The organism is Pseudonocardia sp. HH130630-07 (assembly GCF_001698125.1).
In the GTDB taxonomy this organism is placed as follows: Bacteria; Actinomycetota; Actinomycetes; order Mycobacteriales; family Pseudonocardiaceae; genus Pseudonocardia.
Genome location: NZ_CP013854.1, coordinates 5,073,194 through 5,099,024, shown reverse-complemented (window position 1 = coordinate 5,099,024; position 25,831 = coordinate 5,073,194). Strand labels below are relative to the sequence as shown.

Genomic DNA, 25,831 nt, shown 5'->3' with positions numbered 1-25,831 from the left:
GAGAGGCTAACCAACCCCGGACGACCGGGGGTGGTGGCGTGCTCCGGGTCACGGGCAGGGATCCGCAGCGCCCGGCGCCAGCGGGCGGATCGCCGCGGACGGTTCGGGCGGCACGACCCGGCACACACCCGCCACCCAGCGCTCCGGATCGACCGAGAACGTGACCGGCAGGTTCCCGAGCCGCGCGTCGTAGCTCAGCTCCCGGCCGTGCGCGACGACGCCGGCCGGGGGCGCCGGGAGCGCCGCGACCACCGCACGCCGGTCGAGGTCGTGGACCAGCGTGCGGCCCGGCGCCGCTCCCCCCGGCTTCGTCACGAGCCGTCCGTCGGCCAGGAACCCGTCCGGCTGCTGACCGTCGGCCAGCGGCAGGACCGACGGCTCCCCGGGACCGCTCCCGGCGTCGACGGCGGCGAGGTCCCAGACCCGCATCGTGCCCGGCCCGCCGGCGGCGACCACCCGGTCGTCGCCAACGACGACCGGGTCGGTGGGCCGGATCGGGAACCGGGCCAGCTCCCGGCGGCCGGGGACGTCCCAGAGGGTCATCTGGTCACCGGCGGTACCGACCAGCGCCTGGCCCGGATGACCGGGCCGCCCCACCACCCGCGCCGACGTGCGGTAGCGGTCGGCGTCCTCCGGTGTGGCGGCGATCGGAAACGGGGCACCCAGTGCGGTGCCCGCCGCGTCCCACGCGGCGAGGGTGCCGCCGGCGACACCGACGACACCGGTGGTCCGGCCGTCGCCGTCGGCCACCACCGAGGTGAACACCCCCAACCGTTCGGTCGGGACCGGCGGCAGCCGCAGCACCCGCTCCTCCCGGAGCGTCCCCGGGTCGTAGGAGGTGGCCGTCCAGCCCCGGGGATCGCGGTCGAGCAGCCAGAGGTCCTCGCCGACCTGCCACCGGGCCGCGCCGCCGACCAGCCCGGGCCGCCGGGCGAGCTCGCGACCGGACGCATCGCGCGAGACGACGTCCCGGCGCCCGGTCGCGTCCTCCGCGACGACGGTGACGACCGTGTCCGATCCGGTGACCGGGTACCGGGTCCCCCGCTCGACGGGCGCCGGCACGGTGGGGGCCCGCAGCACCGCCGAGCCCGCGGCGACGAACGCGACCGGACTGCCGTCGGCGCCGGGGGCCAGGGTGATGCCGAGTGCCGTGTCCGGGTTGTTCCAGCTCGTCGCCTCGAGCTGCGGGACCGCGAACTGCACGGCACGGCCGGTGCCGAGCTCCACCGCCCGCCACCGCTGCAGGCCCGCGGCCACCGGTTCGGCGGTGAGCAGCCAGCGGCCCTCGGCGCTGACCCGCAGGAAGTCGCAGTCCCGCCGGCTCTCGTCCAGCGCGATCGTCCGGACCGGCGGATCGACACCCACCTCCCGGACCGTCACCCGCGTGACCGAGCCGGGATCCGCCGACGCCGGGGTGCAGTCGAGCCGGTAGGGCCGGCCGTCCGCCGGATGGACCCGGGTGTCCGCGGGCACCGACGCCAGTTCGGCGCCGCTGCCGAGGTCGAGGAGCCGGGCGGGGCCGCCCGCGGCACGGACGATCACCTGCTCGGGGCGGGCGAGCGGGTAGACCGTGACCGGTTCCGGGCCGAGCGGTGCGGGCACGGTCCGGACCGTCCGCGTGCCGACGTCGTAGCGGTGTACCCGCGGGCCGTCGGGGGCACGGTCGGCCCAGGCGAGGGTCCGGCCGTCCGGGCCGAAGCGGGCCACACCGGCGTTCCCCGGCCCGGCCAGCACGACCGGGGCGGCGTCCGGTGGCGCGGTCAGGTCGAGCAGCTCGATACCGCCGTCGGTGCGGTGCAGTGCGAGGTGACGGCCGTCGGCCGAGAGGTGCCAGCCGTCGTACCGGTCGGCGGGCAGGGGCCTGCGCTGCGGGTGCGGGCCCAGCACGCCGCTCACCACCGCGTCCACACCGGACGCCGCCGGATCGGCCCCGACGACCAGCAACGCGGCTCCCGCGCCGGACCCCGCGGCGGAGACCGACGCGGCGCCACGCCCGGAGCCGGCGGGGGCGACGTACCCGTCGACGCCGGTGGTCTCGACGTAACGGTCGACCAGTGCCGCCCGGGCGCCGGGCTCGTCCGGATCGGTGGCCCACGCCGTCGCGGCCAGCTCCGCGGCCAGTGCCGGGTCCGCCGCGGCACGTGCGCCGGACTCGGCGGCGAGCGCCGCCGCCGTCGCCCTGGCCCGTTCGGCGACCGAACCCTGCACGGCGACGACCGTCAGCGTCACGGCCACGGCGACCGCGACGGCGAGCGCACCGGCCCCGATCCGGCGGCGCCGGACCTCCCGGCGGCGCCGGTCCCGGCTGCGGTCCAGGTAGTCCGACTCCTCGCCGGTGAGGTCGGCGCGCCGGTCGTGCCACCGCTGTGCGGCGCCCAGCGCCGAGCCACGGAGCAGCGCGTCGTCGTCGCGCTCCGCGGCCAGCCAGCGCTGGCGGGCCGCGTCCAGCTCGGTGCGCCAGGTCAGGAAGTCGCGGTCGTGCTCGACCAGCCGGCGCAGCCGCGGCCAGTGGGTGGCCAGCGACTGGTGCGCGGTCTCCACGACGGCGGCATCGCCCTGCCCGGACAGTGTCACCAGCCGGTGCGCCGCCAGCGGGGCCACCAGCGCACGCTGCCCGCCGGGCAGGTCGCGGTAACGGACCGCACGCCGGATCGGCACCCCGTCCCGGCCGACCGCCACCAGACGCACCAGCAGCGCGTCGAGCTCCCGGTCCGCCGCCGGCCCGACGGCGACGGCGCCCGCGGCCCGGTCCGCGTGCCGGGCGAGCGCCCCGGCGACGCCGCCGGCGGTCTCGTAGGCCGCCCAGGTGAGCGTCCCTCCGTCGCGCCGGTGCCACAGCTGCACGAGCAGCGACTGCACCAGCGGCAGCTGACCGGGCCCCGGATCGGCGTCGGCCAGGATCCGGTCGACCAGGCCGTCGGCGAACCGCAGCCCGGGGGCGACGGCCGCCGGGCGTTCCACCGTCTCGCGCAGCCGGGGCGGGTCGAGCGGCCCGACCAGCACCGTGCCCGAACCGAGCAACGCCGCGGTGTCCGGCGTCAGCACCTCCTCCAACGCGCTGGCGCGGACGGTGAGCAGCACCCGCAGCCGGTCCGCGCCGGGCGCGCCGACCAGCGCGGCGAGCACGTCGAGCACGTCCCGGGCGCGCTCCGGGGCGATCTCGATCAGCTCCTCGAACTGGTCGAGCAGCAGCACGACCCGGTCGCTGCCGGACAGCGCCGCGGCGAGCTCGGTGACGCCGCCGGCCCGGGTGGCGGCACCGGCCAGTGCCCCGCCGATCCGGGTCGCGTCCAGCTCCAGCCGGGCCGGGGCGGTGCCCGGCGTGGCCAGGAGCTGCACCGCGGCGGCGAGCGCCACCAGCACGTCCTCCGGCGGGTCCGGGGCGACCGCCGCCACCGGCACCCCGGCGCGCCGCAGCCCTGGCACCAGCCCGGCCCGGACCAGCGACGACTTGCCCGCCCCCGACGGGCCCGCGACGGCCACGACCGGGCCGTCGTCGAGGGCCCGGCGCAGCCGCTCCAGCTCGCGGTCACGGCCGAAGAACACCTCGGCGTGCTCCTCGTCGAACGGCTCGGCCCCCCGGTACGGGCAGGGCAACAGCTCCGGGTCGAGCCCGAGCACGTCGGCGGCGGGGACGACGTAGGCAGTGGTGACCCCGGTGACCCGGTCGACCGCGACCGTCATGCCGATCACGGCACCGGTCTCGTCGTCCCACACCGGGGAACCGGAGAACCCGCCCTCGACCGGGTGGTCGCCCGGCGTGCCCTGCAGCTGCAGCCAGCCGGTCCCCTGCACGGCGCGGATCCGGCCGGTGGTCCAGACCCCGTCGTCCTGCCCCTCGGGGAACCCGAAGATGCGGAACCGGTGGTCCCAGCGCGACCCGTCGCCACCGCGCAGCGGCGGCATCAGCGCACCGGGCGGCGCCGGCTCGTCGAGGCGCAGCAGGGCGACGTCGCCCCGGCCGTCGGGAGCGATCGGCGACCAGCGGGTGATGCGCGCGGTGCGCGAGCCGGGCTCCTCCCCCAGGATCGCGAAGTCCAGTGCGACCATCCCGGGCGGTGGCTCCGCGGCGTCGGCGCGGCCACCGAGGGCCTCGGCGACGACGTGCGCGCAGGTCGCGACGAGATCCGGCCCGACGAGGAATCCGGTCCCGACCACGGGGCCGCCCGGGCCGCCGTCGCAGATCCGCACGCACGCGCTCGCGAAGAGCCCGGCCCGCCCCCCGGCGGCGACGGCGCCGTCGACCGTGCTCACCGCTGGGTCACCGGTCCTCCTCCTGGCGTGCGCTGCACGTATCCAACCAACAGCGCCCCGTCCGCGGTAGCGGGATCGCACCCCGGCGGTGACGACGATCACCCGGCGCAGGCTTGAGGCCGACCCGACGTCGGAGTCTTCACTCGGGATCGTCCACGACGCCCAGCAGGAAGGCCCGATCACGATGGCACCGGCACCGCTCGTCACCGCCGAGGAGTTCTTCGACCTGCCCACCCGCTCCCGCGCCCGGCTCTCCCCGGACGGCACCCGGGTCGCCTACCTGGCGCCCTGGCGGGACCGGCTCAACGTCTACGTCCGCGACGTGGACTCGGACTGGGACGCCGGCACCCCGGACGCCGACGCCCCGGACGCCCGGCGGGTCACCTCCGACGCCCACCGCAACATCGACACCTTCTTCTGGACCGCGGACTCGCGCTACGTGCTGTTCACCCAGGACACCGACGGCGACGAGAACCACCACCTGCACCGGGCCGACATCGACCGGCCCGACGAGCCGACGGTCGACCTGACGCCGTTCCCCGGGGTCCGCCTGCTCGCCATGCAGCTGCCGTCCGACCGCCCGGGCACGGTGCTCGCCGGGCTGAACGCGCGCCGCCCGGACCTCATCGACCTGCACGAGATCGACCTGGCGACCGGCCGCGTCACGCTGCTCGCGGAGAACCCCGGCGACGTGCTGAACTGGATCGTCGCGTCGCAGGGCCGGATGTTCGTCTTCACCATGGAGGACGACGGCGACCACGTGCTCTCCGCCTGGGACGGTGGCATCGGCGCCCCGATCGCCCGCTTCTCCGGCCGGGACCACCTGTTCGGGATCGCCCCCGGCGTCCTCACCACGGACGGGAACGGGCTGCTGATCGGCTCGGCCCGGGGCTCGGACCGGACCCGGCTGGTCCGGGTGGACCTGACCACCGGCGAGCAGACCGGGGTCGACAGCCACCCGGTGTACGACCTGGACACCCCGCGCCCGGAGGCGGACACGCGGTTCCCGACCTCGCTGATCCTGCACCCGGTCTCCGGGGCGCTGCTCGGTGCGCGCTATCTGGGCGCGCGACAGGTGATCCACGCCCTGGACCCGCAGTTCGCCGAGATCCTGCCGCGGCTCGAGGAGCTGTCCGACGGCGACCTGGCCCACGTCTCCTGCGACTCGACCGGGACGCGCTGGGTCGCGGACTTCAACCACGACCGCGACCCCGGCGTGACCTGGTTCTACGACCACGACAGCGGCCGGGCGCGGCGGTTGTTCCGGCCGTACCCGCACCTGGACCCGGCGCACCTCGCCCCGGTCACCCCGGTCACCGTGCCCGCCCGCGACGGGCTGGGTCTGCCCTGTCACCTGACGCTCCCGGTCGGTGTCGAGCCCCGCGGGCTGCCGACGGTGCTGCTCGTGCACGGCGGCCCCTGGTACCGCGACAGCTGGTGCTACGACCCGGAGGTGCAGCTGCTGGCGAACCGCGGGTACGCCGTGCTGCAGGTGAACTTCCGGGGCTCCACCGGGTACGGCAAGGCGTTCACCCAGGCCGCGATCGGGGAGTTCGCCGGGCGCATGCACGACGACCTGATCGACGCCGTCGACTGGGCCGTCGAGCAGGGCTACAGCGACCCGGCGCGGGTCGCGATCTACGGCTGCTCCTACGGCGGGTACGCAGCCATGGTCGGGGCCGCGTTCACCCCGGACCGGTTCGCCGCCGCGGTCAGCTACACCGGGATGTCCGACCTGACCGACCTGGTGCGCTCGGTGATCCCGGCGGCCCGGCGCAGCGTGCAGAACTCCTACATCCGCTACATGGGCGACCCGGACGACCCGGCGCAGAAGGCCGACATGCTGGCGCGGTCCCCGATCAGCCGGGTCGACGACATCACCGCACCGATGCTGTTCATCCACGGGGCCAACGACGTCCGCGTCACGCCCCGCAACTCCGAACGGGTCGTCGAGTCGCTGCGGGCCCGCGGCTCCGAGGTGGAGTACCTGCTCAACGAGCGGGAGGGACACTGGTTCATCAACGCGGACAGCAACATCGAGCTGTACCAGACCCTGGAGCGCTTCCTCGCCAAGCACCTGGGCGGACGCAGCGGCAGCGTGGCCGGCAGCGCGGGCTGACCCGGCTCAGCCCTCGCCGGGCTCGCTCAGGCGCTCCTCGATCCGGCGGACCACCCGGTGCTGCACCGGCTTCAGCGAGCGGGCGTCGAGCTCGTTCAACAGGCTCGACGCCCGCCGGTCCAGCTCGGGGAGGTCCGACAGGCGGGCGAGGATCGGGCGCAGGTGCGCGACCCACTCCTCGATCAGCCGGTCCACCTCGGCGTCCGGGGCGTCGTGGTCGAGTGCGTAGAACCGGGCGGTCAGCGGGCCGGCCACCGCCGACTCCTCCGCGGCCGCCCCGAGCAGGGCCCGGAGCCGCGCCCGGCCGGCGTCGTCACCGAGCAGGTGCTCCACCAGGACCAGCTGCTCGCGCTCGTAGCGGGCCATCTCGGCCGGCAGCCCCGGGCCCGACGCCGAGCGGAACGCCGCGAGATCCGGGTCCATGTCCGGCGGGGACCCGGTGCGCCGCAGCGCCGCGATGCTGTCCCGGCGGGCCGTCAGCAGCTCGATCCCGGCGGCCGCCTGCCGGTCGAGGTCGTCGAGCAGCTCCTCCGCCGCGGCCGGGTCGTCGAGCACCGACGACAGCGCCGACAGCGGCACACCGAGCGCGGTCAACCGGGTGATGCGCAGCAGACGGACGAGATGGCCCACGTCGTAGCGCCGGTATCCGCCGGCCGAGCGCGGCGGCTCGGCCAGCAGCCCGATCTGGTGGTAGTGCCGGAGCGTGCGGACGGTGACCCCGGCCAGCTCGGCGAGTTCGCTGCTCAGCACCCGAGGGTTCCTTCCGGTCCGGCGGTGGAGGGCCACCGTACGGGGCCCGGGATGCGGCGGGATCTGCTCCCCTCGTGACCGTTCACGGCGTGGCCGGGTCCGCGACGGTCCCGCCAGGCTGGGTGCATGACCACCACGCTGCTCGTCGTCGACGCCCAGGAGTCCTTCCGCGCCCGCCCGGACGACTGGGCGACCGTGTCCGACCCGGACGTCGCCGACCGCATCGGCGAGCTGGCCGGGCGGGCCCGGGCCGGCGGTCACGACGTGGTGTGGGTGTTCCACACCGAGCCGGGCACCGGCACCGTCTTCGATCCCGCGCACGGGTACGTCCGCCCGCTGGCCGGGCTGGTGCCGGAGCCCGGGGAGCCGTCGCTGACGAAGACCGTGCACAACGCGTTCACCGGGACCGATCTCGACGACCGGCTGCGCGCCCGGGGCACCGACGAGGTCGTGGTCTGCGGGCTGCGCACCGAGCAGTGCTGCGAGACGACCGCACGGGTGGCCTCCGACCTCGGCTACCGCGTGACCTTCGTCCTGGACGCGACGGCGACCATGGCGCTGCCCCGATGGCACGGCTCGGGATCGCTGGACCCGGGCGAGGTCCAGGAACGCACCGCCGCGGCGCTGCACGGCCGGTTCGGCCGGGTCACCACGACCGCCGGGCTCTCCGGGTTCTGACGCGGCACCCTCACCGCTCGCCGATCGCGCCGGACGGCAGCCCCAGACGCCCCCTCGTCAGCACCACGACCAGCAGCGCCAGGACCACGTAGAACGCGTTCCACGTGTGGACGAAGAACAGGAAGTCCGGCGAGCCCGGATCGAAGAGCAGCGCGAACGGGCTGCCCATCCAGGTGTTCTCCCCCGCGTGCAGCAGCGCGACCAGCAGGACGCTGCCCCCGGTCCGGTTGAACAGCCAGGCGTAGACGACGGCCGCGGAGGTGATCCCGGCGACCGTCCACCCGAGGTTCGCGGCGGACCAGCCGTTCTCGGCGATCCGCAGCGGGACGTGCCAGACCGCCCACATCAGGCCGGTGAGCACGGCCGCCGCGAGCGGGCCGTGCCGGTGCTGCAACCGGTCCTGCACGAACCCGCGCCAGCCGAACTCCTCCCCGAGTCCCACGAGCACGAACAGGACCGGGAGGTTGAGCAGCGCCGTGAGGACCAGTTCCGTGACCGGCCGGGGCACGAGCTGCTGCGGGAACAGCAGCGCGGTGAACGCGCAGACCGTCCCGAGCAGGTAGGCGCCCAGCCCGGCCACCGCGAACGCGTAGTAGCGGCCGGGAACCCGCCACCGCAGCACCCGGCCCCACAGCTCCCGCACGCCCGCACGGCCTCCGGCGACGGCGACCACGACGAACGCACAGACGCTGGGTCCGACGAGGGCGACCGCGAGCGGCAGGACGAGCTGCGCGGGCCAGCTCAGCGCGACGAGCAGGACGGAGTAGGCCGTCAGCGGGTAGCGCCGGACGACGGCCGCCGGTCCCCGGCGCGTCCGGTGCTCGTGCCCGGCCGGCTCCGCCATCCGGCGCCCCCTCGGTCCGTCCCCCGCGCCCACCCTGGCAGCGGACGTCGCGGCGGGCAACGGACCCGGGGCCCGGCCGTCACACCCGGGCCGCTCCCCCCGACCCGGCCGCGTAGCGGGACACGTTCTCCCCCACCGCGTGCAGCGGCAGTGCGCCGGGACCGAGGACGACCTCGTGGAACTCCCGGACGTCGAACGACGCGCCCCGCTCCCGCTCCGCCCCGGCCCGCAGCTCCTGCAGCCGGAGACACCCGAGCCGGTAGCCCAGCGCCTGGCCGGGGATGTCGGTCGCGTACCGCAGCGTCTCGGTGCGGATCTGCTCCTCGGACTCCATGGTCGTCGCACGCATGTAGTCCGCGGCCCGCTCCAGCGACCAGCCCAGCGCGTTCACCCCGGTGTCGACGACCAGCCGCTGGGCGGTGAACCGCTGGTGCACGTAGTGGCCGTAGCGGTCCCACGGGTCGTCGTAGAGACCCATCTCGGCGCCGAGCGCGGCGGCGTACTCCGCCCAGCCCTCGGTGAACGCGCCCAGCAGCAACGGCGCGTACCGGCCGCGCAGCGGGTGCGCGGCACGGTCCTCGGCCTGGCGGGCCAGGTGGAAGTGGTGCCCCGGGACGAGCTCGTGGAAGATCAGCGTGGCCGCGTTGACCTGGGACCGGCTCGACAGGCCGGAGCCGTTGAACCGGTAGCGTCCGACCGGGTCCTGCGCACGGGGCGGCTCGTAGTAGCCGTAGGACATGCCGGCCTCGAGGGCCGGATCGAGCCGCCGGGTCTCGTACGGCGCCTGCGGGAGCACGGAGAACCAGCGCCCCAGCAGCGGTTCGATCCGGCGCAGGTGCCGCGCGTAGGTGTCCGCCACCTCGGCGGGCGAGCGCGCGTGGAAGCGCGGGTCGGCCTCGACGGCCCGGCGGTGGGCCGGCTCGTCGGCGGCGGCGCCGGCATCGGCCCGCAGCTGCGCCATCCGCTCGGTCAGCTCGGCGACCTCGTCGAGGCCGATCCGGTGCACCTGTTCCGGGGTGACGTCGTAGGACGCGTAGGAGCGGACCAGCCGGGCGTAGATCTCGGCACCACCCGGGTGGTGCGCCATCCCGGCCCCGTCGACCGCCGAGTCCGCGCCGGGCCCGTCCAGGTACCGCAACAGCCGGTCGAACGCGGGGAGCACCTCGTCGCGGTGCAGGCGTCCGGCGCCGTCGACCAGTGCACCGCGGTGCGCCGCGGCCAGCGATGCGGACCGCTCCTCGTGCGCCCGGGCCCAGGTGGACGTCAGGTCGCGGATCCGCGTGACGGTGCCGGTGAACCCGGGCAGCGCGGCCCGCGGGACGCCCAGGCCGCGCTCGACCTGGCCGGCGAGCGTGCCCCGCGCCTCGTCCGCCCACCGCGCGACGTCCCGCAGCAGCGACAGGTAGCGGTCCACATCGGACGCGGGATCGTCGAAACCGACCGAGCCCAGCGCCTGCGGGGCGGACGTCAGCATCCCGTAGGACCGGTACGGGGCGATCGGGAAGCACGACCAGCGCAGGTCCTCGGCCGCGCACCAGTCCTGCGCGACGTGCTCCAGCAGGGCGGCCGTGTCCCGCCGGTCCGGGGTGAGCGCGGCCCGGTCGATCCGGGCGAGGCCGTCGCGGACCGCCCGCCCGACCGCCGCGTCGGCGACCGCCTCGGCCGCGGAACCGTGCGGCAGCCGTTCGACCGGCACACCGCTGCCCAGCGCGAGCTGGGGTTCGGTCGCCACGACGTGCTCCCACACCCGGTCCGCGAGACCGTCGACGGTCCCGTCGGGTCCTGTCGTCCGCACCGTCATGATCGACTCCCGTCCCCCGCTGCCCGGACGCAGCGTAGGCAGGCGCCGCACCGGACCGGACCCGCCGGACGTCGCGTCCCCGGCGGCCGGGCCCCGACATCGGTCGCGCACCGGCCGGGGCGCTCAGCCGGGGCACTCCCCGGGCCCGCGGGGCCGCTCCGCCCCGGTGTCCGCCACCAGGTCGGCGAGCACGCCCCCCACCGTCCGCCGTTCCAGCTCGGCGACGACGACCGCGGCCAGCGAGTCGTCGAGGTCCCGCAGCGTGTCCCGGACCGTCCGGCCCACCGGACATGCCGGGTCCGGCCCGTGCAGGCCCAGCACCGGCTGGTCGTCGGCCACCAACCGCCAGACCGTGGCGAGGGTCAGGTCGCAGGGCCCGGCCGCCAGCTCCCATCCCCCGCCCGGACCGGAGCGGGACCGCACGATCCCCGCGTCCCGCAGCGGGCCCAGCACCCGGCGCACGTGCACGGCGTTCACGTTCGTGCTGGCCGACAGCTCGTCGGAGCTGACCGGCCGGTCGCGCACCCCGGCCAGATAGGTCAGGACGTGCACGGCCACCGCGAACCGTGTGCTCGTCGACCCCGCCATGCCGGACATCTTGCCATATCGCCACTGTGATGGTTACGGTTTATTCGTAACCATCACAGCAACAGATTGGATCGCCGTGAGCATCGCCGTCTCCGGAGCCTCCGGCGCACTCGGCCGGGCGACCGCCGAACTGCTCCTCGACCGGGTCGACCCGGGCGAACTCGTCCTCACCACCCGCCGGCCCGAGGCACTCGCCGACCTCGCCGGGCGCGGCGCGCGGGTCCGTGCGGCCGACTTCGACGACCCCGCCTCGCTCGTCGAGGCACTGCACGGGGTGGAGAAGCTGCTCCTGGTCTCCACCGACGCGGTCGGCCGCCGGGTGCCCCAGCACCGGGCCGCGATCGAGGCGGCGGAGCGGGCCGGGGTCGGGCACGTGGTCTACACCTCGGTGCCCTCCCCCGGGCCGGACAACCCCGCGCTCGTCGTCCCCGACCACCTGGGCACCGAGGCCGCGCTCCGCGAGTCGTCGGTGGCCTGGACCTTCCTGCGCAACAACCTCTACAGCCACCTGCAGGAACCGACGGTCGCCGCCGCGGCCCGCACCGGGCGGCTCACGACCAACGGCGGGACCGGCGGGGCGGCCTACGTCGACCGCCGGGACTGCGCCGCCGTCGCCGCCGCCGTGCTGACCCAGGACGGCCACGAGGGCCGGGCGTACGACGTGACCGGGCCGGACGCCGTCACCGCCGCGGACCTGGCCCGGATCGCCGGGGAGATCGCCGGCTCCGAGGTGTCCGTGGCCGACCTCGACGACGCCGCGTTCGAACGGCACCTGCTGGCCGCCGGCCTGCCCGAGGTGCTCGCACAGCTGACGGTGTCCTTCGGTGCGGCCACCCGGCTCGGGTACCTGGGCACCGTCACCGACACGGTGCAGCGGCTGACCGGGGTCGCGCCCCGGGCCGCCGGGGACCTGCTGCGGGCGGCCACCGTGAGCTGACCCGCGGGCCGGCTGCCGGTGCCGTCCGGCGGTCTGCGACGGATCTGCGACAGCACCGGGACCCGGCGACCGCACCGGAGCGCCACCGTGGTCGCCGTGCCCGCAACCACGCATTCCGCCGCCGCGCCGCCGGTGACCTCCACGAACCGGTCCGCGGCGCTGGACGGGCTCCGCGGTGTCGCGGTGCTGGGTGTGCTGGCGTTCCACACCGGCCTGCTGCCCGGTGGGTTCCTGGGCGTCGACCTGTTCTTCGCGCTCTCCGGCTACCTCATCACCGACCTGCTGCTGCGGGAGGTCGCCGCGACCGGGACCGTGTCGTTGCGGGCGTTCTGGGGCCGCCGGACCCGCAGGCTGCTGCCGGCCACGGCGGTGCTGCTGCTCGTCACCGGGGCGGGCACCGTCCTGTTCGGCCCGCCGGACCTGGCGCGCTCGACCCTGTCCGACGGCCCGTGGGTCCAGCTGAACCTGCAGAACTGGCACCTGCTCGCCGAGTCGGCGAGCTACTGGGACCGGTTCGGGCAGCAGCGGGTGTTCGAGCACCTGTGGAGCGTCGCCGTCGAGGAGCAGTTCTACCTCGCGTGGCCGCTGCTGGTGGTGTTGCTCGCACGCGGGGCGGACCGGGCAGGGAGCCGCGTGCTCCTGGCCGCAGCGCTGCTGTCGCTCGGCTCGGTGGTGCTGATGGCGGTGCTGGCCGACCCGGTCGATCCGACCCGGGTCCACACCGGCACCGACACCCGGGCGTTCTCGCTGCTCGTCGGCGCGGCCGCGGCCACCGGCCCGGTGCGGGCGTTCCTCGCCCGTCTCCCCGGACGGTGGCCCGGCGGGTCGGCGGCGGCCGCGGCCGCCGGGATCGCGGCGGCGCTGCTGCTCGTCGACGGGGAACGGGCACCGCTGCTGTTCACCGGCGGTCTCGCCCTGTTCTCGGTCGCGGCGGCCCTGCTGATCGCGCTCTGCGTGCAGGCACCGCGGTCGTGGGTGGCCCGCCTGCTCGCCGTGCGGCCGCTGACCGGGGCGGGCCGGATCTCCTACGCCCTCTACCTGTGGCACTGGCCGGTGATCGTGCTGCTCCCGGGCGGCCCGGGGGACCCACTGTGGACGGTCACGGTGTGCGCGGTCTCGGTCGGGGCGGCCATCCTGTCGACCGTGCTGGTCGAGGACCCGGTCCGGTTCCGCGCGGGCTGGGCCCGCGGGCGGAGCGGTCTCGCCGCCGTGGTCACGGTGACGATCGGGCTGGCCGTGCTGTGGGCGGTGTTGTGGGTGGTGCTGCCCGCCCCGCCGCCGGTGGTGGTGGACGTCTCCCGGCTGGGCTGAGCGGCCGGGCCGAGCGGACGGGCTCAGCGGATCACCGGGCAGCGACGCCGCACGTCCGACTCGGGCGTCGGCTGGACGAAGTCCACCCGGACGGTCGTGTCCCGGGCCCCGCCCCCGACCACGTGGACGGCGAGCGCGGTGCAGACGATCTGGTCGACGCCGGCCGGCGTCACGTCCCCGATCGTCAGCGGCACGCGGACGTCGATGCCGGCCGGGGTCAGCACGACACCGGCCCGTTGCACACCGGCCGGAGCGATCCCGGTGCCCAGACCCGAGCCGCCCGGACCGGCGAGCAGCAGCGCGAGCGCGTCGGAGATCGTGCCCAGGTGCCCGATCGGGCGCACCTGTCCGCGCAGCTCCCCCGCCGGCCCCAGGAAGAACACCGTCGGCCCCGGTGCCACCCCGGTCGGGGCCGGGCCCGCATCGGTGACGCCGGCGGGCGTCACGCCGCACCCGGCGAGCACCAGGAGCAGCAGCCCGCAGGCCGCCCGCCGGGCGCCGCTCACCGGTCCCCCGCCTCGCGCGGCAGCCACAGCACGAAGCGCGTCCCGCGGGCCCCGGCCGTCCCCACCGTCAGGTCGCCACCGTGCAGGCGGGCGTTCTCCCGGGCGATCCCGAGGCCGAGGCCGCTGCCCGGGGTGCGGCCACGGGCCGGGTCGGCCTTGAAGAACCGGTCGAACACCTGCGGGAGCACGTCGTCGGCAAGACCGGGCCCGTGATCGACGACCTCGACCAGCAGCCGGTCCGCATCCCCGCCCACCCGTACGACGACCGGCGGGGCCCCGTGCCGCAGCGCGTTGCCGACGAGGTTGGCCACGATCACGTCCAGCCGGCGACGGTCGAGCAGCAGCGGCGGCCCCGGCGGGGCGACGAGCTCGACCTCCGCGGCCCAGCCCCGGGCGCGCAGGCTCTCGCCCACCGCCTCGGCCACGTCCACCGGTTCCCGGCGCAGGGTGGCGGTCCCGGCGTCGAGGCGCGAGATCTCCATGAGGTCCTCCACCAGCCGGACCAGCCGCTGGATCTCGGTCACGGCGAGCTGCACGGACTCGCGGCCGTCGGGCGGCAGGTCGGCGGCCGCGGCGTCCAGCACGTCGGCGACCGCCGTCAGCGTCGAGAGCGGGGTGCGCAGCTCGTGCGAGACGTCGGCGGCGAAGCGGCGCGCGTCGTCCTGCATCCGTTCCATCGTGGCCATCGACGCCTGCAGCGAGCTTGCCATCTCGTCCACGGTCCGGGCGAGGTCGGCCAGCTCGTCGGCACCGGTCGGGGCGGCCCGCGCGGTGAGGTCACCGGCCGTGAGCCGCCGGGCGGTGTCCCGCAGGTCGCGGACCGGCCGCAGCACGCTCCCGGCGGCGAGCACCGCGAGGACCACGGCGAACGGCACGGTCAGCGCCGCGGCACCGGCCGCGGCACCGGCGACGCCGCCGACCTCGGTGTCGACGGCGGTGAGATCGCGCGCGGCGTAGACCTCGACGCCGGAGGCCGTCCGGGCACCGTCCAGGCCGGTCCGCACGACCGGGACGCCGATCACCAGCCACGGCCGTCCGCCGTCGACGACCCGCTCGGTGAGCGTGCGGTCGCCGCCCCGGACCCCGGCGCGCAGGGCGTCGGTGACGACCCGGCCGGCGGCCCCACCCGCGGACTCCCGGTCCCCGGCGACGACGAGCGCGTCCGGGCCCACCGCCGTCCGGAGCCGGTCCAGCGCGTCCCGGTCGGGCGGGAAGGTCAGGGTCGGGGCGAGGGCGGCGACCGAGGAGCCGACGTCGGTGACCAGCCCGCTCTGCAACGACCCGGTCAGCGCCGCACCGGCCGCACCGGCCGCCGCCCACGCCGCCGCACCGGCACCGGCCACCGTCACCAGCACGAACGCGACGACGAACCGGACGCGCAGCCCACGCGTCCGCGGCCGGGTCCGCGTCCCGGCGTCACACCGGCCCGAAGCGATAGCCGAACCCCCGCACGGTCTGGACGTACTCCGGCTCCGCCGGGACGGTCTCGATCTTGGCCCGCAGCCGTTGCACGCTGTTGTCGACCAGGCGCGAGTCGCCGAGGTAGTCGTGCTCCCACACCTCCTGCAGCAACTGGCGCCGGCTGAACACCCGGCCCGGTGCCCGCAGCAGGGTCAGCAGCAGCCGCAGCTCGGTGGGGGTCAGCGCCACCGGCTCGTCGCGCACCGACACCGCCAGCGAGGCGGTGTCGACCCGCAGGTCCCGGTGGACGTGCACGGCGCCGTCGGCGGGGGTGGTACCGGCCCGCCGCAGCACGGCGCGGATGCGCGCGTCGAGCACGGCGGGCCGGGCCGGCTTGACCACGAAGTCGTCCGCCCCGGCGGCCAGGCCCCCGACGACGTCGGTGTCCTCGCCGCGGGCCGTCAGCATGATCACCGGGGTCTCCCCGGCCGCCCTGATCCGCCGGCAGACCTCGAACCCGTCCATCCCGGGCAGCATCAGGTCGAGCACCACCAGGTCGGGGCGGCGCGCGCCGAACTCCCGCAGCCCGTCCTCGCCGGTCCCCGCCAGCTGGACGCCGTGGCCCAGGCGGCTCAGCGCGAGTTCGAGACCACGCCGCACCAGCGGGTCGTCCTCGATCAGCAGTACCGCGGCCACGACGCCAGTATCGGGTCCCGGACGCGGCCCCGTCGCGGTGACGCGCAGGCTGCGACACGACCGCGACACGACGGTGGAGCCGCCGCGACGCACGGGCGGGACGGTCGGCACCGTGACCACGACCGCGAGACTCATCGCCCTGCTGACCTGTGCACTCCTGACGACCGCGGCCTGCGCCGACCGGACCGCCGGACCGGCGGAGGGGGCGGCCGGCGCCGGCGGACCGGAGACGGTGCTGCTGCTCGGCGACTCGGTGGCCGAGGGACTGGCCCTCCCGCTGGGCGCCGCGCTGGACGCCGCCGGGGCGGGGTTCGAGTCCCTCGCCGCCGACGGGGGCGGCAACGTCGTCGGACCGTTCGCCGACCGGCACTGGCCGGAGCTGCCCGGCCGGATCGCCGCCGCCGCACCGACGGTCGTCGTCTACCAGGTCACGACCTACGACTGGGGCACCCCGCAGGAACAGCGGGACGCCTACCAGCGGCTGGCCGACACGGTGTCGGGGACCGGGGCCGTGCTCGCGCTGGTCACGGCGCCGCCGATCCGGCCCGACGACTTCTACGCCCCGCACATGGGCGAGCTGGCCGCGACCCGCGACGCCGTCCTGTCCGTCGCCGACGGATCCGGTGGCCGGGTCGTCGCCCTCGACGCCGAGACGGTCTGGGGCCCGGCCTACCAGCAGACCCGGGACGGGCTGCCCGATCGCAGCGCCGACGGCATCCACGCCTGCCAGCAGGGCGCGGCCCGGTTCGCCACCTGGCTCGTCGAGAAGCTCGCCGTGGTCCGGCCGGGGATCGTCCCGGCCGCCCCCGAGCAGTGGGCGAACGCGGGCTGGTCCGCCGACCCGCGGTTCACCGGCTGCTGAACCGGGCGCCCGCGCCCGCCGCGGGCCCGAGCGGCACCCACCCGTGCGCCACCCGCCACGTCCGCCCCGCCCGGCGGTGCCCGACGATCGCACGCTGCAGCGCGGTGTCCTGCGGCGGGTGCGCCGGGAACGCCCGGCCGGGTGGGATGTCGAGGACGAACTCCAGGATGTCGGCGTCCCCCGCGGCGGACCGGCCGACCGGGGTGAACCGGCGCTGGAAGTCGACGATGTTGCTGTCCGGGCGCAGGTACTCCGCGAGCTGGTCGTCGAGCAGCCACGAGCTGCAGGTGGCGAACCGGGGGCGGGCGGCGGGCGGCTCGGCGGCCACGGCGGCGTGCGCGGCCCGGAACGAGTCGTCGCAGTCCCCGGGACGCATCGGCCCGTCGCCGGGTATGTGCACCGCCAGTACCGGGTCGCCGTCGGCGGGCCCGGCGGGCCCGGCCGGGCCGCCGACCGCCGCCGCGGCGAAGCGGGCGCGCTCGAACTGCAGGCGCCCGAAGCGGTGCAGCGTGCCCCGCAGGTGCCGGACGACCCAGCGCTGCCGGTCGAACCCGCCGGTCCCGTGCGCCCGCCGGTACATGGTCATCTTCGCGCCGACGTCGGCGAACGTGGCGTCCGCGACGTCGTCGGTGACGCCGGCCCCGTGCTGCCGGTCCCGCGCGGCCGGAAGGGCCAGCAGGCAGAGGTGGACGTAGAAGTAGCGGCCGGCGGCGCCGAGCCCGGCCGGGGCGTCGGGCCAGTCCGGCTCGCGTCCCGGCGGCCCGGAGAACAGCGTCCGCAGGCACCCGCACAGGGCCCGCCACCGGTCGGGGTCGTGCCGCGGGTCCGGCAGGGTCGCCAGTACCGCGGCCCGGTCCTCCTCCGGTACCCCGAGCGGTCCGAGCCGGTCGCGGGCCTGCGCCGCCGGGAGCGGGCCGGGGTCCCAGGCGAGTGCGGACCGCGGGTCGTCCCCGGTCAGCGTCGCGAGCCAGTCCCGCACCGGCGCGGTCGCGGCGGCGGTCATCGGGCGGCCGCCCGCAGCAGCTCGTGGCGGAGCCCGTCGATCCGCCGGATGCTGTCGTCGAGCCCGCCGGGGCGGGCGCGCAGCAGCCAGCAGGCGCGCTGCTCGGCGAGCAGCGGATCGAGCCGGTTCAGCAACCGGCGGGCCGTGTCCGCGCCGGGACCGTCCGGGCCCGCCGCGGCGCGGGCGGCGAGGACGTCGACGGCGAACTCGGCCAGCGCGACCGCGTGCTCCAGCTCGCGGCGCACCACCGGCCCGTCCGCGGACGCCGGGTCGGCGGCGGCCAGGTCGCGGCGGCACCCCGCCAGGACCGCGGACACCCGGTCCAGCGCGTCCGCCGCCGGCAGCTCGGGCAACGGCAGGCCCGGCTCGCCGAACAGCACCCGGGCCACCGGCGAGCCGTTGAGCAGCGGCACGCCGAAGTGGCGGTACACCCCGCCGAGCCGGACCAGCACGCCGCCGAGCAGACCGGCCGGATCGCCCAGCACCCGCTCGTCGAGGACGGCGGCGACGTCGAGGTCCCGGTTCGCCTCCAGGCACCAGCTCACCGCCCCGCCGAGCACCGCGGGCCCGAACGCCACCGGCGGCGGGTCCCACATGCCGTGGTCGCCCCAGGAGGTGAGCAGGAATCCGGCGGCGCCGTGCTCGATCCCGGCTGCGGCGGCGTCCAGGATGTTCTCCACCGCGTTGTCGAACCGGCCGAGCACGCTGTTCCAGTTCGCCGCGCCCGGCGCCACCCAGTACGGGACGCCCGCGGCCCGCAGCCGGCGGGCGGCGGCGCCGAAGCCGTCGCGCAGGCGGTGCAGGTCCGCCCCGCGCCCGGACCAGGCACCGGCCTCCGCGCCGTCCGCGGCGAGCACCTCCGCGGTGTGCCGGGGGCCGTCGTACTGCCACACCACCGGCACCGCGCCGGGCGGGACCCGGTCCAGCAGCTCGGGATGGTCGAGGAACACGTCGGCCCAGAACTCGACCGTGTAGCCCTCGGCCAGCCAGGGCGCCATCACCGCGGTGATGTGGTCCATGTAGACCGGGCCGCGGCCGTCGCGGCGTACCCGCTCGGCGGAGTGGCCGGTGCCCAGCTCGAACGGCTCGTCGGCGCCGATGTTCACCCGCCGGCTGCGCACCTGCGCGGTGACCTCGGCGAGCAGGCCGTGCGCGAACGCGGCGTTGTCCGGGGTCGGGGCCAGCGTGCTCGGGGGATGGTGGCCGCCGCCGCGCTCGAACCCGTCGGGGTTCTCCGCGCGCGGCGCGTACTCCGGGTGGGCCAGGAAGCGCTCCATGTGGCCGAACGTGTTCTGGTTGGCCACCAGCTCGATCCCGGCGGCGGCGCAGACCCCGTCGAGCCAGTGCAGGTCGGCCGCGGTGAGCGGGGACGCGTCCTGCCACACCGCACGGTGCTCGGCGAAGGCGTAGGTGTGCTCGGTGTAGAGCTCCAGCTGGGTGAAGCGGGCGAGCGCGAGGATCTCGACCCACCGGGCCAGGGTGGCCCGGGTGGGGACGCGGTCCCGGCTGACGTCGAGCAGGAACCCCCGGCACCCGATGTTGGGATGGTCGGCGATGTCGTAGCCGACGTCGGTGTAGTCCGGCGACGCCCGTAGCTGGTCCAGGGTCTGCAGCGCGTAGCGCAGCCCGGCGGCGTCGGAGTACCGGACCGCCACCCCGTCCGGCCCGGTGCGCAGCCGGTACCCCTGGGCGGGGATCGCGGTGTCGGTCTCCGCGGTCACGGCCGCGTCGAGCGCGGCACCGCCGGGTGAGGTGACCAGCGAGCGCGGTACGGGGAACGGGGTGGCGGGCACGGGGCCCTCCTTCCGAGGTTCGTCGGATCGGGCGGACGACTCAGAGGTCGGCGGGCCGGGTGGTCGACACCCGCAGGTCGTCGTACCAGATGTAGCTGTCGTGGGCGGGTGCGAAGGTCTCCTCGGCACCGCCGGCGAAGCTGGAGAGGTAGGCGCGGTCCACCTGGTCGGCGTTGGTCACGAAGCGCAGGTCGGTGACCAGCGCGGCGGAGACGCCGTTGAAGAAGATCTCGATCTCGCCGTCGGGGTTGGCGGCGCCGTTCGTGACGGTGTTGACCTTCAGCCGCTGGGTGATGGTGACCCACTCCCCCCGCGGCCAGTGGATGTCGGCGCCGTCGCGCTTGAGCACCGTGTAGTCGCCGTACTCGCCCTCGTGGCCCATCGAGTAGTAGTAGATCGCGGCCTGGCCGTTGTTCTGCCGCCAGATCGGCCGCGAGCTGAAGCCGTTGGTCCCGTCGCAGACCTGGCCGCCGGAGCACGACTTGCCCCCGGCGAGGCCGAGCCCGACCTTGCCCGCGTACTCACTGGTGCCCCAGCTGAAGTTCTCGTCGAACCGCACCGCGTAGGAGAGGTAGTACTCGGGCGCCTTCGGCAGCGTGAAGGGCGCGGAGGCACCGGAGTTCTCCGGGCCGATCTTCCCCTCCGGGTACAGCACCCGCAGTGACTTGTCGCCCTCGTACGCGGGCGCCTCGGCGTCGACGACGACCCGGTCCTCCATGCCGAGCGCCCACGGCGCGTTCCAGCCGTCCGCGATCCACTCCGACAGCGGGTAGGCACCACCGGCGGCGGGCCGCTCGAAACCGTTGTCCGGCAGCGTCGCGGCCTGGGCACCGACCGCCTGCGGGGCCAGGACGACGGCGGCGAGCAGCGCCGCCGTCGTCGCGCCGGTCACCAGGGACAGGGTCCTTCTGCGATGTCTCACTGTGTTTCCTCCGTGGTTCGCTCGGATGGGTCGGCAGAGCACGTGCGGGCCGTACGACCGGAGCCGGGCTCCGGCAGCCACCGCGCCAGACCGTCGGCGACGAACCGGGCCTCGGCGGACAACCAGGGGTAGGACGCGTGCACCCGCGCGATCTCGGCGGCCTGGCCGGGCGAGAGGTCCTCGGCGGGGTCGAGGCACCAGGTGCCACGCAGCAGACCGTGGGTGCGCAGCACCTCGTGCACCCCGGCGATGCACCCGGCGAAACCGCCCCGCACGTCGTAGACGGCGGCGTTGGCGTCGGTGTCACCGGCGAGCCGGGCCAGTGCGCGCGCCCGCGCGCCGGCGTCGCCGTCGCGGGCGGCGTGCGCGTCACGGAGCAGGTCGACGGCCGAGCGGGTCCACACCGCCCAGTGCCCCAGCAGGCCCCCGACGAAGTGCCGCACGACCGGCCCGTCCGGGCCCGTCACGTGGTAGGGCGTGAGCAGGTCGGCGACGATCGCGTCGTCGTTGCCGGTGTAGAGGGCGACGTCGGCGCCCCGGCCGGACGCGGCGACGCCCGCCACCAGCTCCAGCGTGCGGTAGCGGTCGAACGGGGCCGCCTTGACCGCGACCGTCGACGGCTGGTCGGCGAGCCGCCGCCAGAATCCCGCGGGCAGGTACCGCCCGCCGACGGCCTCCTGCAGGTAGAACCCGACGACCGGGAGCACCTCACCGACCGCCGCGCTGCGGTCGAGCAGGCCGTCGAGGTCCACGTCGTCCAGCCCGGCGGGTGAGACGAGCACGGCGTCGTACCCGAGTTCGCGGGCCGTGGCCGCCTCCGCGACCGCCTGGACGGTGGGTCCGCAGACGCCGGCGACCAGCACGAACGGCCGCTCCCGTGCGGCGGCGCGGGCCTCCTGCGCGGCGAGCCCGAGCACCGTGGGCAGCAGCCCGTGCTCGCGCAGCGCGAACTGGGTGGTGTGCACGCCGACGGCGAGCCCGCCCGCCCCGGCCGCCAGGTAGTACCGGGTCAGCGCGCGCTGGCGATCCTCGTCGAGCACCCGGTCCGCGGTCAGCGCCAGCGGGTGCGCCGGGATCACCGTCCCGTGGTGCAGCAGCCGCGCGACGGCGGGATCCAGGACGGCCGGCATCAGAACCGGCCGTCGCGGCGCTCGAACTTGGTCGGGAGATCCCAGACCTCGCCGCCGGCCAGCAGCCAGCGGGCCTGCAGGTCCACGAGCTGGCCGAGCGTGCGGTCCGGGTAGCCGAACAGCTCGTGGCAGCGCGTCGCGTCGCTGAGCAGGCTGGTCTGCGGCGGCGTCCCGGTGAGGTGCGCGGCGACGCCGAGCCGGTCGGCCAGGCGCCGGGCGAGCGTCCCCACCCCGGCCGTCTCCGGGCCGGTCAGGTTGAGCACGAACGGTTCGCCGCCACGGGCGTGCCCGATGCTGCGCAGCACCACCTCGTTCGCATAGCGCTGCCAGACCACGTTGACCGCCCCGGTACCGACCTCGATCGGGGCCCCGGCGACCAGGGCGCGGGCCAGGTCGGCGAGCACCCCGTAGCGGGGCTCGACCGCGTAGTTGAGCCGGATCAGCGCGACCGGCGTGTCCCGGGTGCGGGCGGCGTGGGTGAAGACCTGCTCCCGCCCGAGGCAGGTGACGGCGTAGTCGCCCTGCGGGGCGGGCGCGTCGTCCTCGGTCGCCCCGCCGGTGACCGGCGCCGTCATCGGGTAGACGTTGCCCGTCGACAGGGCCACGGTGGCCGCGCCGGGCCACCGCCGGGCCACGTACGCGGGCAGCACGGTGTTGGTCATCCACGCCCGTTCCGGGGCGCTGCCGGTGCCGAACTTGGCCCCGACGAGGTGCACGACCACGCCGGCGTCGGGCAGGGCGGCCACCGCCTCCGGGTCGGCCAGGTCGGCGGTCACGGTCTCGACGCCGTGCGCGGCGAGCCGGTCGCGGGCCGCGGTGTCGGTCCAGCGCGACACCGCCAGCACCCGGGTACCGGTACGCCCGGCCGCCGTCAGCGCGCGGGCGGCCGAGTTCACGCTCGAGCTCGGCCGAGTTCGCCGACGCTCCGTTCATGGCACCTCCTCGTGCGCATTCATTCCTACAGAACGGAATGAATTGCCATATCCGTTCGCTGGAATCAGCAGAACATCACCCATCGGGTTGACACAAGAGGATGTTTTCCCCGATTCTCTGCCCATGAATTCGGCAGCGACGCGCGATTCATTCCCTCTGCGACGCAAATACCTGCATGTCGCCGAGCAGCTGCGGTCCCACATCGAGGACGGCACCTGGCCGGCCGGCAGCCGGCTGCCGGTCGAGCGCGAGCTCGCCGACTCGCACGCGGTCAGCATCAACACCCTGCGCCGGGCCGTCCGTGACCTCGTCGCCGAGGGGCTCGTCCAGCGCCGGCAGGGGTCCGGCACCTAGGGCGTGTCTCCCAGATAGGCGGAGCGGGGTGCGCGATGCTTGATCGGTGCCGCGTACCGCTGTCCTGACTGATGCCCAGTGGGCCCGTCTGGCGCCGCTGTTGCCCTCCTCCGAGGGTCGTCGCGGGCGCCCGTTCCGCGATGACCGCCGGGTGCTCGAGGGGATCATCTACCGGTATCGGTGCGGGCTTCCCTGGCGCGACGTCCCAGCCGAGTTCGGGCCGTGGCAGACGTTGTGGAAGCGGCACCGCCGCTACAGCGGCGACGGCACCTGGGACCACATCCTGGCTGCTCTTCTGGTCGAGGCCGACGCCGCCGAGGTGCTCGGGTGGGCGGTCAGCGTGGACTCCACGATCATCCGTGCCCACCAGCACGCCGCGACCCTCAAGCGCGACACAGGGGGCCGGATCGAACTACACGAATCTGCTCGCCGAACCAGCAGATCACGCGCTGGGACGGTCCCGCGGAGGGCTGTCGACGAAGATCCACCAGCTCGTTGACGGGCACGGCCGCCCGCTGGTGGTCCTCCTCGGCCCCGGCCAGGGCGGCGACTCGCCAATGTTTCCGCACCTGATGGCGCGCCTGAGCATCGCCCGACCGGGCCCGGGACGACCCCGGACCCGGCCTGAACGCGTGCGCGCGGACAAGGCCTACTCCTCACGCGCGATCCGCCGGCACCTGCGCGAGCGCCGGATCATCGCTGTCATTCCGGAGCCCTCTGACCAGCAGGGACACCGCAAACGACGGGGCTCACGCGGTGGCCGACCGCCCGCATTCGATCCGGTCGACTACCGAAACCGCAACGTCGTCGAGTGCGGGTTCTGCCACGTCAAGCAGTGGCGCGGGCTGGCCACCCGTTACGACAAGCTCGCCCTGACCTTCCGCGGCGGCGCCGTCCTGAAGGCGATCGTCACCTGGCTCCGCGCATTGGGAGACACACCCTACGTGACGCCCGGGACCCCCGAGCCGCCGGCCGCGGGCACCGGCGCGGTCCGGCGCCTGGTCGGCGTGCTCGTCCCGTCGACGACGTACTACTACCCGCGGGTGGTCGACGGGATCGAGCGCGTGCTGCGCGACGCGGGCCACGGCGTCGTCCTCGCCTGCTCCCAGTACGACCTGGGCGTCGAACGCGACGAGCTGCGGGCGATGCTGGCCAGCGGGGTGTCCGGGCTGCTGCTGGTGCCCAACCTGCACCTGCTCGAGGACCCGCAGGCCCACCTGGACCGGCTCCGCGAGCTGCCGGTGCCCTACGTGCTGGCCGAACGGGTGCCCCCGGCGCCGGACCCCGACGACCCGACGTCCTACGTCGCCACCGACCACGTCGGGGGCGTGCACCTGGCCCTGCGTCACCTGCACCGGCTCGGGCACCGCCGGATCGGGCTGCTCGGCCGGGAACGCACCGGGACCTCCGAGATCATCGCCGCGGGGTTCGACCGCGCGGCGGCCCGGCTCGGCATCGACGTCGTCGAGGGCGCCGTGGCCCGCCGCGAGGTGTGGGACACCGCCGGTATCGCCGCCTACGCCGCACACTGCGCCGACGCCGGGGTGTCGGCCGTGTTCTGCCACGGCGACCGGGACGCCGCCGCCCTCGTCGTCGAGGCCCGGCGCCAGGGGGTGTCGGTGCCCGGCGACCTCGCGGTCGTCGCCTACGACGACGAGGTCGCCGAGGTCGGGGACCTGCCCCTGACGGCCGTCTCACCGCCGAAGACCGAGGTGGGCGCCCTCGCCGCACAGCTGCTGCTGAGCCAGCTCGGCGGCACCGGGGCGGCCCCGCTCACCCACCGGACGCAGATCCTGCCGCGGCTGGTGGTCCGCGCCTCGTGCGGCGCGGCCGGACGGCCCGCGGCCCCTCGTGCCTCCGAACACGTGACCATCGACCGACAGGGAGTGCTGTGAACGACCGAGCCCCGGACGACCGGGCCCGTATCGGCGTCGTCGGAGCGGGTGGTTTCGGCGCCGCGCACGTCCGGGCCGCCGCCGGCGCCCCGGGCCACCGGATCGCCGCCGTCTGCGACGTGCGCCGGGCGGCGGCCGCGGAGCTGGCGGGGGACGGCGCAGCGGTGTTCACCGACCACCGCGCCATGTTCGCCACCGCGGCGCTGGACGCCGTGGTCGTCGCCGCACCGCACGCCCTGCACACACCGATCGTCCTCGACGCCGCCGACGCCGGGCTGCCGGTGCTGGTCGAGAAGCCGATGGCCACCACCGTCGAGGACTGCACCGCGATGATCGCGGCCTGCGCCCGCGCCGGCACGCTGCTCGCCGTCGCGCACATCCTGCACTTCGATCCGGTGGCCCGGCACGCCCGCGACATCGTCGCGTCCGGGCGCTACGGCGAGCCGGTGCTCGTGACCCACCGCCGGTCCGCGCACTACGACCCGGGTTCCCGGCCGGGCTGGTTCTTCGACCCGCAGCAGGCCGGTGGCGGGATCGTGCTGAACGTCGGCACGCACGGGCTGGACCGCATCCAGTGGCTCACCGGTTCCCGGATCGGCCGGGTGACCGGGGTCGTCCGCGGCCGGCCCGGGGTCGCCGTCGAGACCGACGCCATCGCCCTGCTGGAGCTGGCCGACGGCACCGCCGCCGGTCTCACGCTCACCAGCCGGGGCGCGCCGTACTTCGACGAGACCGAGATCGCGCTGGAGGGCGCCACCCTGCGGGTGTCCGGGACCGAGGGCCTGTTCCTGTTGCAGGGCGGGCGGTCCGAGCTGCTGCGCCCGGCCGCGCCGGACCGGATGCACCAGGCGCTGCGCGCCCAGCTCGACGGCTTCGTCGCCGCCGTCCGCGGTGAGCCGGGGGCCCGCCACGTCGACGGCGACTACGGCAGGTCGGTGGTCGCGGCGGCGCTCGCGCTGTACCGCTCGGCCGCCGACGGCGTCGCCGTCGACCTGCGCACCGACCCGGTCGTCGCGTGACGCCGCACCACCCCGTCCGCGCCGCCCGGCCCCGC

The 25,831-nt window shown here is 75.9% G+C and carries 22 protein-coding genes; 9 read left to right on the top strand and 13 right to left on the bottom strand.

Annotated features, from left to right (window positions below; all coding sequences use genetic code 11):
- Positions 1-48: 48 nt before the first annotated feature.
- Positions 49-4,254, bottom strand: coding sequence for a S1 family peptidase (locus tag AFB00_RS24205; protein WP_068799095.1), 4,206 nt, complete (start codon positions 4,252-4,254; stop codon positions 49-51).
- An 88-nt stretch (positions 4,255-4,342) separates the two neighbouring features.
- Here AFB00_RS24205 and AFB00_RS24200 point away from each other — a divergent pair, with 88 nt between their 5' ends.
- A complete protein-coding gene (locus AFB00_RS24200; RefSeq protein WP_231974051.1) occupies positions 4,343-6,373 on the top strand; it encodes a S9 family peptidase in 2,031 nt (676 codons plus the stop codon).
- 6 nt (positions 6,374-6,379) lie between these two features.
- Here the strand turns inward: AFB00_RS24200 and AFB00_RS24195 are convergent, their stop codons facing one another.
- Complete coding sequence (locus AFB00_RS24195; protein WP_068799094.1) at positions 6,380-7,123, bottom strand: MerR family transcriptional regulator; 744 nt, start codon at positions 7,121-7,123, stop codon at positions 6,380-6,382.
- A 126-nt stretch (positions 7,124-7,249) separates the two neighbouring features.
- Between AFB00_RS24195 and AFB00_RS24190 the strand changes: the two genes are divergently transcribed.
- On the top strand, positions 7,250-7,801 hold the full coding sequence (locus AFB00_RS24190) for a cysteine hydrolase family protein (protein WP_068799093.1): 552 nt from the start codon (positions 7,250-7,252) through the stop codon (positions 7,799-7,801).
- A gap of 10 nt (positions 7,802-7,811) precedes the next feature.
- Here the strand turns inward: AFB00_RS24190 and AFB00_RS24185 are convergent, their stop codons facing one another.
- From AFB00_RS24185 to AFB00_RS24175, 3 genes are all read right to left on the bottom strand, one after another.
- Complete coding sequence (locus AFB00_RS24185) at positions 7,812-8,645, bottom strand: CPBP family intramembrane glutamic endopeptidase (protein ID WP_068799092.1); 834 nt, start codon at positions 8,643-8,645, stop codon at positions 7,812-7,814.
- A gap of 79 nt (positions 8,646-8,724) precedes the next feature.
- Positions 8,725-10,446 (bottom strand): DUF885 domain-containing protein, encoded by a 1,722-nt coding sequence (locus AFB00_RS24180; protein ID WP_068799091.1) that lies wholly within the window; start codon positions 10,444-10,446, stop codon positions 8,725-8,727.
- A gap of 123 nt (positions 10,447-10,569) precedes the next feature.
- Positions 10,570-11,034, bottom strand: a complete 465-nt coding sequence (locus AFB00_RS24175; protein WP_068799090.1) for an RrF2 family transcriptional regulator — start codon at positions 11,032-11,034, stop codon at positions 10,570-10,572.
- Positions 11,035-11,110: 76 nt separating this feature from the next.
- Here AFB00_RS24175 and AFB00_RS24170 point away from each other — a divergent pair, with 76 nt between their 5' ends.
- Positions 11,111-11,971, top strand: a complete 861-nt coding sequence (locus AFB00_RS24170) for an SDR family oxidoreductase (RefSeq protein ID WP_068799089.1) — start codon at positions 11,111-11,113, stop codon at positions 11,969-11,971.
- Between the two features lie 96 nt (positions 11,972-12,067).
- The gene (locus AFB00_RS24165) at positions 12,068-13,282 is read left to right on the top strand and encodes an acyltransferase family protein (protein WP_068800611.1); all 1,215 of its coding nucleotides are present in this window, start codon (positions 12,068-12,070) and stop codon (positions 13,280-13,282) included.
- Positions 13,283-13,305: 23 nt separating this feature from the next.
- Here the strand turns inward: AFB00_RS24165 and AFB00_RS24160 are convergent, their stop codons facing one another.
- The 3 genes from AFB00_RS24160 to AFB00_RS24150 all read right to left on the bottom strand — a co-directional run bounded on the left by AFB00_RS24160 (position 13,306) and on the right by AFB00_RS24150 (position 15,885).
- The gene (locus tag AFB00_RS24160; protein ID WP_068799088.1) at positions 13,306-13,788 is read right to left on the bottom strand and encodes a hypothetical protein; all 483 of its coding nucleotides are present in this window, start codon (positions 13,786-13,788) and stop codon (positions 13,306-13,308) included.
- The gene (locus AFB00_RS24155) at positions 13,785-15,143 is read right to left on the bottom strand and encodes a sensor histidine kinase (protein ID WP_231974050.1); all 1,359 of its coding nucleotides are present in this window, start codon (positions 15,141-15,143) and stop codon (positions 13,785-13,787) included. The genes AFB00_RS24160 and AFB00_RS24155 overlap by 4 nt, the downstream gene beginning before the upstream one ends.
- A gap of 61 nt (positions 15,144-15,204) precedes the next feature.
- Positions 15,205-15,885 carry a response regulator transcription factor gene (locus AFB00_RS24150; RefSeq protein ID WP_068799086.1) on the bottom strand — a complete coding sequence of 227 codons (681 nt, stop codon included), beginning with the start codon at positions 15,883-15,885 and terminating at the stop codon, positions 15,205-15,207.
- 112 nt (positions 15,886-15,997) lie between these two features.
- Between AFB00_RS24150 and AFB00_RS24145 the strand changes: the two genes are divergently transcribed.
- Entirely contained in the window at positions 15,998-16,747 is a 750-nt protein-coding gene (locus tag AFB00_RS24145; protein ID WP_156819709.1) for an SGNH/GDSL hydrolase family protein, read from the top strand.
- On the opposite strand, the gene AFB00_RS24140 is transcribed toward AFB00_RS24145, so the two are convergent.
- Genes AFB00_RS24140 through AFB00_RS24120 form a run of 5 tightly spaced genes read right to left on the bottom strand, consistent with a single transcriptional unit; the run spans position 16,734 to position 22,491 of the window.
- A complete protein-coding gene (locus AFB00_RS24140; RefSeq protein ID WP_068799084.1) occupies positions 16,734-17,750 on the bottom strand; it encodes an acyltransferase domain-containing protein in 1,017 nt (338 codons plus the stop codon). The genes AFB00_RS24145 and AFB00_RS24140 overlap by 14 nt on opposite strands.
- Positions 17,747-19,543, bottom strand: coding sequence for a glycoside hydrolase family 20 zincin-like fold domain-containing protein (locus tag AFB00_RS24135; protein WP_068799083.1), 1,797 nt, complete (start codon positions 19,541-19,543; stop codon positions 17,747-17,749). The genes AFB00_RS24140 and AFB00_RS24135 overlap by 4 nt, the downstream gene beginning before the upstream one ends.
- Positions 19,544-19,583: 40 nt before the next feature.
- On the bottom strand, positions 19,584-20,435 hold the full coding sequence (locus AFB00_RS24130; protein WP_197519645.1) for a polysaccharide lyase: 852 nt from the start codon (positions 20,433-20,435) through the stop codon (positions 19,584-19,586).
- Positions 20,436-20,461: 26 nt separating this feature from the next.
- Entirely contained in the window at positions 20,462-21,595 is a 1,134-nt protein-coding gene (locus tag AFB00_RS24125) for a dihydrodipicolinate synthase family protein (protein ID WP_197519644.1), read from the bottom strand.
- Positions 21,595-22,491, bottom strand: a complete 897-nt coding sequence (locus AFB00_RS24120; protein ID WP_197519643.1) for an NAD-dependent epimerase/dehydratase family protein — start codon at positions 22,489-22,491, stop codon at positions 21,595-21,597. Before AFB00_RS24120 ends, AFB00_RS24125 begins: the two co-directional genes overlap by 1 nt.
- 160 nt (positions 22,492-22,651) lie before the next feature.
- Here AFB00_RS24120 and AFB00_RS24115 point away from each other — a divergent pair, with 160 nt between their 5' ends.
- Genes AFB00_RS24115 through AFB00_RS24100 form a run of 4 tightly spaced genes read left to right on the top strand, consistent with a single transcriptional unit; the run spans position 22,652 to position 25,796 of the window.
- Positions 22,652-22,882, top strand: a complete 231-nt coding sequence (locus tag AFB00_RS24115; protein ID WP_068799081.1) for a winged helix-turn-helix domain-containing protein — start codon at positions 22,652-22,654, stop codon at positions 22,880-22,882.
- A 46-nt stretch (positions 22,883-22,928) separates the two neighbouring features.
- Complete coding sequence (locus tag AFB00_RS36425; protein WP_060710991.1) at positions 22,929-23,381, top strand: IS5 family transposase; 453 nt, start codon at positions 22,929-22,931, stop codon at positions 23,379-23,381.
- Positions 23,305-24,777, top strand: a complete 1,473-nt coding sequence (locus tag AFB00_RS36420) for an IS5 family transposase (RefSeq protein ID WP_442965880.1) — start codon at positions 23,305-23,307, stop codon at positions 24,775-24,777. The genes AFB00_RS36425 and AFB00_RS36420 overlap by 77 nt, the downstream gene beginning before the upstream one ends.
- Positions 24,774-25,796, top strand: coding sequence for a Gfo/Idh/MocA family protein (locus AFB00_RS24100; RefSeq protein WP_068799080.1), 1,023 nt, complete (start codon positions 24,774-24,776; stop codon positions 25,794-25,796). Before AFB00_RS36420 ends, AFB00_RS24100 begins: the two co-directional genes overlap by 4 nt.
- Positions 25,797-25,831 lie beyond the last annotated feature (35 nt).